The sequence below is a fragment of the Gilliamella sp. B3172 genome (assembly GCF_026536465.1).
GTDB lineage: Bacteria > Pseudomonadota > Gammaproteobacteria > Enterobacterales > Orbaceae > Gilliamella.
Genome location: NZ_JAFNOA010000013.1, coordinates 31,572 through 41,459, shown reverse-complemented (window position 1 = coordinate 41,459; position 9,888 = coordinate 31,572). Strand labels below are relative to the sequence as shown.

General features: G+C 36.1%; 8 protein-coding genes. 1 reads left to right on the top strand and 7 read right to left on the bottom strand.

Going from position 1 to position 9,888, the window contains the following annotated elements:
* The 7 genes from J3U37_RS11895 to miaB form a co-directional block, all read right to left on the bottom strand.
* The coding region (locus tag J3U37_RS11895) for a hypothetical protein (protein ID WP_267375072.1) at nucleotides 1-202 on the bottom strand (202 nt) is incomplete at its 3' end.
* A gap of 614 nt (nucleotides 203-816) precedes the next feature.
* Nucleotides 817-1,992, bottom strand: coding sequence for a serine hydrolase (locus tag J3U37_RS11890; RefSeq protein ID WP_267328839.1), 1,176 nt, complete (start codon nucleotides 1,990-1,992; stop codon nucleotides 817-819).
* A 14-nt stretch (nucleotides 1,993-2,006) separates the two neighbouring features.
* Nucleotides 2,007-3,113: a peptidoglycan glycosyltransferase MrdB gene (mrdB, locus tag J3U37_RS11885; protein WP_220218474.1), complete on the bottom strand. Its 1,107-nt coding sequence runs from the start codon at nucleotides 3,111-3,113 to the stop codon at nucleotides 2,007-2,009.
* A 2-nt stretch (nucleotides 3,114-3,115) separates the two neighbouring features.
* On the bottom strand, nucleotides 3,116-5,059 hold the full coding sequence (gene mrdA / locus J3U37_RS11880) for a penicillin-binding protein 2 (protein ID WP_366915718.1): 1,944 nt from the start codon (nucleotides 5,057-5,059) through the stop codon (nucleotides 3,116-3,118).
* 18 nt (nucleotides 5,060-5,077) lie between these two features.
* Nucleotides 5,078-6,109 (bottom strand): PhoH family protein, encoded by a 1,032-nt coding sequence (locus J3U37_RS11875; protein WP_267375070.1) that lies wholly within the window; start codon nucleotides 6,107-6,109, stop codon nucleotides 5,078-5,080.
* Between the two features lie 23 nt (nucleotides 6,110-6,132).
* Nucleotides 6,133-6,612, bottom strand: a complete 480-nt coding sequence (locus J3U37_RS11870; RefSeq protein ID WP_220218477.1) for a zinc ribbon domain-containing protein — start codon at nucleotides 6,610-6,612, stop codon at nucleotides 6,133-6,135.
* Between the two features lie 57 nt (nucleotides 6,613-6,669).
* Nucleotides 6,670-8,097 (bottom strand): tRNA (N6-isopentenyl adenosine(37)-C2)-methylthiotransferase MiaB, encoded by a 1,428-nt coding sequence (gene miaB / locus J3U37_RS11865; RefSeq protein WP_267375068.1) that lies wholly within the window; start codon nucleotides 8,095-8,097, stop codon nucleotides 6,670-6,672.
* Nucleotides 8,098-8,610: 513 nt separating this feature from the next.
* Here miaB and J3U37_RS11860 point away from each other — a divergent pair.
* Nucleotides 8,611-9,846, top strand: coding sequence for an N-acetylmuramoyl-L-alanine amidase (locus J3U37_RS11860; RefSeq protein ID WP_267375066.1), 1,236 nt, complete (start codon nucleotides 8,611-8,613; stop codon nucleotides 9,844-9,846).
* Nucleotides 9,847-9,888 lie beyond the last annotated feature (42 nt).

Below are 9,888 nucleotides of genomic sequence, written 5' to 3'. Positions count from 1 at the left end.
GCCACGGCTGGTTTAACTGCTCTTCACCATTAACCTTTAATACTGAAACAGGTGCATTTAACCCGTCAACCGTTAAGGTATAACGGTTATGACTGACAGCTAAGCCTGTCAGTTCATGGAGTCCATGGAGTAACTGTTTACCAAATTGCTGTACCTGTTTGACGGGGTCGTTTGGAATCTGGTTGGCTGGGTCCTTTGCCATGATGTGTCCTTTTTATTATTTTTTAATCCATATATTTTTATAATATTAATAAGTCATTACGCTTTTAATCGTTTAAATCTATTCATTTTCCTGACGGTTATCAGAAATTAACAAGTGATAGTTTGATAATAACAAACCGAAAAACGTTATCGGTTGTGAATAGATATTACAGTGTGTTTAAAGGAAGGCGTGTAATGTTTAAGTCGTATCAAAATTCGATTATAAATAGGTTTTCTACATGTCCATTTGTCGAAAACTACGATCACCCAACTGCGCTTTAACTTCCTTGATCGCTATCCTAATTGAATCACGTTTTTAAATTAACGATATTAGTTATCGGTATAGATTAAATAACATAATATAAAAATTACATGATATTATGATTTTTTGCAAGTTTTTTGAAACAAATCAAATAAAATCAATAAATTAATTTTAAAAAGTAAATTTATTGAAACTGATAGAATACCAACCAATTAGTATTAAAGTCGTTTAAAATTTATCGAAGATTAAAATGAAATAAGTAATGTTAGATAAACAAAGATGTGATCTAAATGATTGCAACCGGAAAAAAATCGTTCTGCAAGCTTAACTTGCAGAACGCTAATGAGACAATCTTAATTAAATAATTTATGCCCCTGTAAGCAAATCCAATCCCACATACTGCCAAAGAATCCTGTTTCTTCAACATTTTGTAATGCAACTAATGGTTGCTCATTGATGACTTTACCATCTAATAAAAATTGCATTTTGCCTACAGCTGTTCCTTTTTTAATTGGCGCATAAATATAATCGTCAATTTTGTATTGAACTTGAACATCTGCAGCACGGCCTTTTGGTACAGTTATAAATGCACCATTAATAGCCCCTAGTTGAATTTTGTTCTCATCACCATACCATATTGATTCAGTGGTAAGTGGTGTACCTTCCTTGACTGGATTTGCGGTTTCGAAGAAGCGAAAGCCCCAAACCAGTAGTTTTTTACTCTCTTGTTCACGACCTTTAAAAGTGCGCCCACCTAATACAACTGAAATTAATCGGGTATTTCCGTCGACAGCGGAAGCAACTAAATTATAACCCGCAGCATTGGTATGACCTGTTTTAATACCGTCAACATTTAACGTCGTATCCCAAAGTAAACCATTTCGGTTCATTTGTGGTTTTGATAATGTATAAGTAAACTCTTTTTCTTTATAAATAGCGTATTCTTGCGGCAAGTCACGGATAAGTGCTTGACCGAGTAATGCCATATCTTTAGCGGTAGTATATTGCCCCGGTGCATCTAATCCATGCACAGTTTCGAAGTGAGTATGGGTTAAACCAATTTTTTGCGCATAATCATTCATTAAGTTTACAAATGCACCTTGGCTTCCAGCAACATGTTCAGCCATTGCAATACAGGCATCATTACCTGATTGGATGATAATACCTTTGTTGAGATCGGAAACCGAAACGGTTTTACCCACTTCGAGAAACATGAGTGATGAGCCTTTTAATATGGGATTTCCGGTTGCCCAGGCATCTTTACTAACCACAACCATGTCATCATTTTTAATTCGACCAGAATGCAACGCTTGACCAACGACATAACTGGTCATCATTTTGGTTAAGCTAGCCGGATCGCGCTGTTGTTCAGCATTATGTTGCGCAAGAATTTCGCCTGATTTGGCGTCAATTAAAATATAAGCTTCAGCATCTAATTCGGGAATAGCTGGAATAGGGATATCAGCTGATGCTGAAGTACAAATAGCAAGTGCTAACCAAGCAAAAGATAATTTAAATTTCTTTTTCATGTAATTAAATTCCGTTAAATATTTTTAGATAACATATATCGATGTGTATGAATAGACATCATAATGCCAAAACTTGCCATTAAAACGACTAAAGATGAGCCACCATAACTTATTAGTGGTAATGGTACACCAACTACTGGTAAGATTCCACTGACCATACCAATATTAATAAACACATAAACAAAGAAGACTAAAATTAAACCACCTGATAATATTCTGCCAAAAGTGGTTTGTGCTTGTGCAGAAATAACAAGTCCACGTATAATTAAACACAAAAATAGCACTAATAAAACCACAGTTCCGATAAAACCAAACTCTTCAGCAATCACCGAAAAAATAAAGTCAGTATGTCTTTCTGGCAGGAACTCTAATTGCGATTGAGTGCCATGAAGCCAACCTTTACCCCATATACCACCTGATCCAATAGCGGTTTTAGATTGAATTATATGATAGCCAGTACCATTTGGATCGCGTTCAGGATTAAACAGGGTTAATACCCGTTCTCGCTGATAGTCATGCATTAAGAAAAACCACATAATCGGTAAAAATGCCGCAATTAAAATCAACGCAACAAGAATAAATCGCCAGTCAATGCCTGCCAAAAAAATAATGAAGATACCCGACATGACAATTAAAATTGCGGTACCTAAATCCGGTTGCATAGCAACTAATAATGTTGGTACACCAATGATTGCAAGGGTTTGCAACGTTGTTTTAAGTGGTGGAGGGCAACCATCTCGATGAATAAATTTAGCCACCATTAATGGTACGGCAATTTTAGCAATCTCAGAGGGCTGAAAACGTATTACGCCTAAATCTAACCAACGTTGTGCGCCTTTACTGGTGTAACCAAATATATCAACTAACAAAAGAACAATAATACAAACTACATATAAATATGGTGCCCATTTTTCATAGGATCTCGGTGAAAATTGCGCAAAGAAAATCATAACAATAAAACCAAGTAGTATTTGTATTACACGCTTTTCCATCATATCGATGCTTTGACCACTAGCACTCCAAAGAATATAAAGACTGTATGCAAGTAATAAACTAATAAATAGAAAAAAAAGTGGATCTATGTGTATCTTTTGCCAAAAAGATTTTTTGATATTATTCATAGTTAATCTTCATTTCCTTGTCCTGAATTTGATGAAGCATCATCTGACTCGCTAGAATTATCACCAAGCAGATAATAATCAAGTATTTTTCGAGCCACGGCGCCGCCGTTAGAGCTACCGCCTCCGCCATTTTCCAGCACAATTGCTAGAGCTATTTTTGGCTTATCATACGGAGCATAAGCGACAAATAAAGCATGATCTCGTAAATGTTCGGGTATTCTATGGGCATTATAAGTTTCGTTTTCTTTCAAACCATAAACTTGCGCTGTACCTGATTTACCTGCAGCTTGATACTGTGCCCCGGCATAAACTTTGCGGGCTGTACCATGCGAGCCAAACATTACTCTATGCATACCTTCTTTGGCTAGTTGCCAATAGTTAGCTTTCACATCAATTAAATCATTAGGTTGCTCAAATGATTGCGGATCTATATCTGGCTTGTTTTCGTTTGAATTGATAATGTCACTTTTTTTATATAATAAAAAGTGAGGAGTATAAGTTTTACCATTATTAATCAAAATGGTTAAGGCTTTTGCCATTTGCATTGGGGTAGCAGTCCAATACCCTTGCCCGATACCAACCGGAATGGTATCACCTTGCAGCCAAGATTTTTTGTGGCGTTTTATTTTCCATTCACGACTTGGCATAACAGCACGAGTTTCTTCATTTGAAGAGATATCTATGCCTGTGCGTTCGCCATAACCAAATTTAGTCATCCAGTCGTTTAAACGATCAATGCCCAAATCATAAGCAACTTGATAAAAATAAGTATCTACTGACTCTTCAATCGCTTTTAACACATCAACACGGCCATGTCCCCATTTTAACCAATCTCGATAACGTTTTTCTGTTCCGGGTAATTGCCACCAACCGGGATCGTTAACCACCGTTTTTGGTGTAACAACACCTTCGCTTAGCGCAGCAATAGAGATAAAAGGCTTCACTGTGGAAGCTGGTGGATAAGCACCTAATAAAGCACGATTAAATAATGGTTTATTCGGATCATTAAGTAAGTCATTATATTTAGCGCTTGATATGCCACCGACAAAATCATTTGAATCATAACTAGGACTAGACACCATAGCCAATACTTCACCATTATTAGGATCGATAGCCACAACGGCCGCTTTACGCCCAGCTAGGATCTGTTCAATAAAGAGTTGTAACTTAAGATTGATCGATAAATAGATATCTTCACCTGCTTGTGGTGGATGTTGTTCAAGCATACGGACAATACGTCCCCGACTATTTACTTCGACTTTTTCATAACCTGCCGTGCCATGCAATACATCTTCATAGTAACGTTCAATCCCCATTTTTCCGATATTGAGGGTAGCGACATAATTACTGGTTTTATTCTCCTCTTCAAGACGTTTTTTATCTTGGCTATTGATTTTCGAAATATAACCGAGAATATGCGTAAGTGAAGCGCCATATGGATAATACCGATGTTGTATTTTCACTATTGAAACAAATGGAAAACGATGCTGATCAACAACAAAACGAGCGATTTGATCGTTAGTCAGATTCTCTTTTAGAGGCACTGGCCGATGTGCTCGATAGTTACGACGCTCTTTATAGAAGTTTTCAATGTCTTCATCGGTTAAATCAACAATTTTTTTTAATTGCTCAAACTGCTCTTTTAAATTTTTGGTTTTATCAGGAATAATATTAAGTTGATAAGTAATATTATTGATAGCTAATGGAGTACCATTACGGTCGTAAATCATGCCACGGCTTGGTGGAATAGGAATGATTTCGATACGATTATTATTCGATTTGGTACTGTAATAACTAAAATTTGAAATCTGCAAATCAGCTAAATTGCCAAGTAAAACAGACAACAATAAAATAATTACAACAAATGCAAATAGCGCCCTACGCAAAAATAAATTAGTTTCTGCCGAATGATCACGAATATTGCCTTTCTTTTTTTTACTTGAGATAGAGATAATATTGCTCCTCTATATACTATTGTCTTGTGGATGTTGCTTTTTATTATGGTGTTGTTCTTCCCATTTATCGTAAGCATTCACTATTTTAGCCACCACCGGATGACGCACGACATCTTCGCTATTAAAGAAGTTAAAACTGATTTCATCAACTTGGCTTAACACTTCTATTGCATGTCGTAAGCCGGATTTTTGATGACGGGGTAAATCGATTTGGGTAATATCGCCAGTGATGACCGCTTTAGAATTAAAACCAATGCGTGTTAAAAACATTTTCATCTGTTCAATGGTGGTATTTTGGCTTTCATCTAAAATAATAAAAGCGTCGTTAAGTGTACGCCCACGCATATAAGCCAATGGTGCAACTTCAATCACACTTTTTTCAATTAGTTTTTCAACCTTTTCAAAGCCCAGCATTTCAAATAAAGCATCATAAAGCGGGCGTAAGTAAGGATCCACTTTTTGGCTTAAGTCACCGGGTAAAAAGCCCAGTTTTTCGCCCGCTTCTACCGCAGGGCGAGTTAACACAATTCGACGAATTTGTTGTTTTTCAAGCGCATCAACCGCAGCAGCTACCGCCAAATAAGTTTTACCCGTTCCGGCCGGACCAATACCAAAGGAAATATCATAATCTAAAACATGCGCAATATACTGTGCTTGATTTGCCGTTCTCGGTTTAATCACACCACGCTTAGTTTTGATCATGACTAATTTGCCACCATGTTGATCGATATAGGCAGGTAAATGTTCACTAACTTTGTTAAGCGCGCCTGATTCTTTAATCGCTAGATGAATTTGCTCTGGTTCAATATTAACAACTTTAGTTTTTAATTTAGTTTGTTTATAAAGAGACTGCAAAATGTCATTGGCAGCCTCAACACAAATTTTATCGCCTGTGATTGAAAACAAGTTACCACGATGATTAATTTCAATACCAAGTCGACGTTCAAGTTGTTTAACGTTATCATCATGAGGGCCACAAAGACTATTTAACCTTTGATTATCATCTGGTTCAAGCACGGTTTGATGTGTAATAATTTTCAATAATAAGCCCTCTAATTATTATGTTAATTGCTAAGTTTTCCTTCACATAAAGAGCATTTTTCAACGCCTTTTAAAAATTCCATTTTACAATGCTGGCAAGTCACAATATTTCCCGACACAACCTGATCAACCAACCTGGTCGCCTGTTGTTGATCTAAACCTTGCGTTTTTAGTTTATTGATCATCATTGAGATGGGTGTACCGCTTTTTAATTCTTGCTCAACATCATTGCCTATTTCTTCTTCTAAGCTAGGCGGTACATAGTTTAAAACATTTTCATTATATTCTGAATGACAATGATTACATCTAATGTATCTTCCTAATGTTTGAAAACTGAATATTGGAATAAAAAACAACGTAAAATATCTTGCCATTTTAACTTGCGTATATTTTTGTTGTTTTTCATCTGATTTGATGTTTTGCACTGTACAACAATTAGGGCAATTAAATTGCCCTGTTTCTTCATCTACTTCACGACCTCGAGAACCAAATATAATGAACATTTTCTTTCCTTTCCGTTATGAAATAATATTATTTTTATAATTAAATACGTTATTTAATTATGGATGATAAATACCAACGCCTAGATCGTTTTCTTTGCGAGTTCTTGAAATCACAGACATAGGTGATTGACTCACCCTCAGATCCATTTCATCCTCGGTACGCACGACTTTACCTCTTAATGAATTTGGATAAACATCGGTAATTTCAACATCAACAAATTTACCAATCATATTTGGATGACCTTCGAAGTTAACAATACGGTTATTTTCAGTTCTGCCCGTTAATTCCATGAGATCTTTTTTGGATGGTCCTTCGACTAAAATACGTTGCACTGTATTTAGCATACGACGGCTAAATTGCATTGCTTGCTGATTGATCCGTTCTTGCAGGATATAAAGACGTTGTTTTTTCTCTTCCTCAGAAACATTATCTTCCATTTCAGCTGCGGGTGTGCCAGGGCGTGATGAATAAACAAAGCTATAGCTTAAGTCAAAATTGACATCGGCAATTAGTTTCATGGTTTGTTCAAAATCTTCCTGTGTTTCGCCCGGAAAACCGACAATAAAATCGGAACTGATTTGAATATCAGGACGAACTTTACGTAATTTTCGAATAATCGATTTATACTCAATCGCTGTATGAGTTCGTTTCATTAAATTTAAAACACGGTCAGATCCACTTTGCACTGGTAAATGCAAAAAGTTAACCAGTTCCGGCGTGTCACGATAAACATCGATAATATCATCAGTGAATTCAATAGGATGACTGGTCGTGAAGCGAATTCGATCAATACCGTCAATGGCAGCAACTAAACGAAGTAGTTCGGCAAACGAACAAATATCGCCATCAAAAGTAGGACCACGATATGCATTCACATTTTGCCCAAGCAAATTAACTTCACGCACACCTTGTTCTGCTAACTGTGCTATTTCGTAAATTACATCATCACAAGGCCTACTGACCTCTTCGCCACGGGTATAAGGTACAACACAATAAGTACAATATTTATTACACCCTTCCATAATTGACACAAAAGCCGTTGGGCCTTCGCTACGTGGTTCTGGTAAGCGATCAAATTTCTCAATTTCAGGAAAGCTAACATCCACAACATGGTTACCTTTACCACTACGAATTTGCTCAATCATCTCTGGCAAACGGTGAAAAGTTTGTGGCCCAAAAATAATATCGACAAACGGGGCACGTTTACGTATATGGGCACCTTCTTGAGAGGCCACACATCCCCCCACACCGATAATAATATCAGGGTTATGTTGTTTTAAGTTTTTCCAGCGTCCCAATTGGTGAAAAACTTTTTCTTGTGCTTTTTCTCGAATAGAGCAGGTATTTAATAATAAAATATCCGCTTCTTCTGCATTGTCTGTTAATGTTAAACCGTGGGTGGATTCAAGGAGATCGGCCATTTTAGTTGAATCATATTCATTCATCTGGCAGCCCCAAGTTTTGATATGTAATTTTTTGCTCATCAATAACTCAGCTATATTTAATTGTTAAAATGAAAACGGGTTTAAATCCGCGATTTTAGCGTGCTATATTGTAATCCTTTGTGAATGTAGGGTCTATATAAAGATGAGCTTAAATTAGTCTTTTTATCATTGATAAGTAAAAAAATATTTTTTAATTCATTCTAACTAATAATTTCATAGAAGTTTATAGTTAATGAGTAATAAATAAACAAATTGAAACCGTTTTCATTGCGATTTTTTATCACCAATAAATTCCAGCTAAAATCGACCTAAAAACCTAGATTAAAAAAGTCTAAATCGTCTTAATCGTTATTTTAAACGCATAACACCCGGTGATATATGTTTTATTATTGGCATTAATAATATAAAAATGATTATCGACAAAACCTTTTATAACTGAGCAGACTAAATTTTTAATTAAACAACCGATTATGATAATCATTCTTCTTAACATGTTTTTATTTTATGTTATTATCTGCGACTAATTTACCTAACAGATGAAAGTAAGAAGATATGTCAAAAACATTTAGTCCAACAAAACGCCTTTTAGTTAAGGGCATTATTGCGACTTGTTTATTGTCAGTTTCTCGTGTTGGCTTTGCTGCGACAAAGGCACAGATTGTTGCTGTTCGTGTTTGGCCTTCTTCAACTTATACTCGCATCACGTTAGAATCAAATATCAAACTTAACTATAAACGTTCTGCACTACGTAACCCCGACAGAATGGTGATAGACATAGATAAAGTGGATTTAAATACTACACTAAAAAGTATTTCATCAAAAGTTTTAAACCACGATCCTTATATAAAATCAATCAGAGTTTTACAACTTGATCCTAAAACGGTCAGAATAATGATTGTATTAAAGCAAGGTGTAGAGCCAAATACATTCACGTTACCGCCTATTGAAACGTTTAAACATCGTTTAGTGATGGATCTTTATCCGTCTAAATCTGCTTCACCAGAAGATGACGATCCGTTACTGGCATTGCTCGAAGAGTACACCAAAGGCGACTTGACCCAAAAACAATCACAGATCAAAACAACAACGAATAAAAATAAAAATGCCCCAGTTGTTGTTGTGCTAGATCCAGGCCATGGCGGTGAAGATCCCGGCGCTATAGGATATAAAAAGACCCGAGAAAAAGATATTGTTTTACAAATTGCTCGCCGGACTTACAACCTGCTAAAAAAAGAGCCAAATATAAAAGTCTACATGACGCGCAACGAAGATGTCTTTATCCCTTTAAATGTGCGAGTTGCAAAAGCTCGCTCGTTGCATGCAGATCTGTTTATCTCAATCCATGCTGATGCCTTTACCAACCGATCGGTAAAAGGATCGACAGTTTTTGCCTTATCAACCAAAGGTGCCAGTAGTTCAGCAGCTAGCTATTTAGCGCAAACTCAAAATAAAGCTGACCAAATCGGTGGCGTTAGCCGTAGTGGTGATAAGTACTTGGATAATACAATTTTAGACCTGGTACAAAAAACCACACTAAGTAATGGTGTGTTATTGGGTAATGCCATTTTAAATCGTATGAAAGTGGTCAATCAATTACACAAACCATCAATTGAAAAAGCAGGTTTTGCGGTATTAAAAGCCCCCGATATCCCTTCTGTTTTGGTTGAAACAGCTTTTATCAGTAATATAAATGAAGAGAAAAAGCTAAAAACGGCTTCATTCCAAAATCAGATATCAAAAGCCATTTTAAATGGTATTAAAGATTACTTAAAAAAACGTAAGAATTAGTTTTGTCAAAAACTTTCAGAAAATACCTACGTTTTAGTATAA

Excerpts from the sequence above, each read along its gene's own strand:
- J3U37_RS11890 (WP_267328839.1), bottom strand. The coding sequence starts at position 1,992 with ATGAAAAAGAAATTTAAATTATCTTTTGCTTGGTTAGCACTTGCTATT.
- mrdB (WP_220218474.1), bottom strand. The coding sequence starts at position 3,113 with ATGAATAATATCAAAAAATCTTTTTGGCAAAAGATACACATAGATCCA.
- J3U37_RS11870 (WP_220218477.1), bottom strand. The coding sequence starts at position 6,612 with ATGTTCATTATATTTGGTTCTCGAGGTCGTGAAGTAGATGAAGAAACA.
- miaB (WP_267375068.1), bottom strand. The coding sequence starts at position 8,097 with ATGAGCAAAAAATTACATATCAAAACTTGGGGCTGCCAGATGAATGAA.
- J3U37_RS11860 (WP_267375066.1), top strand. The coding sequence starts at position 8,611 with ATGTCAAAAACATTTAGTCCAACAAAACGCCTTTTAGTTAAGGGCATT.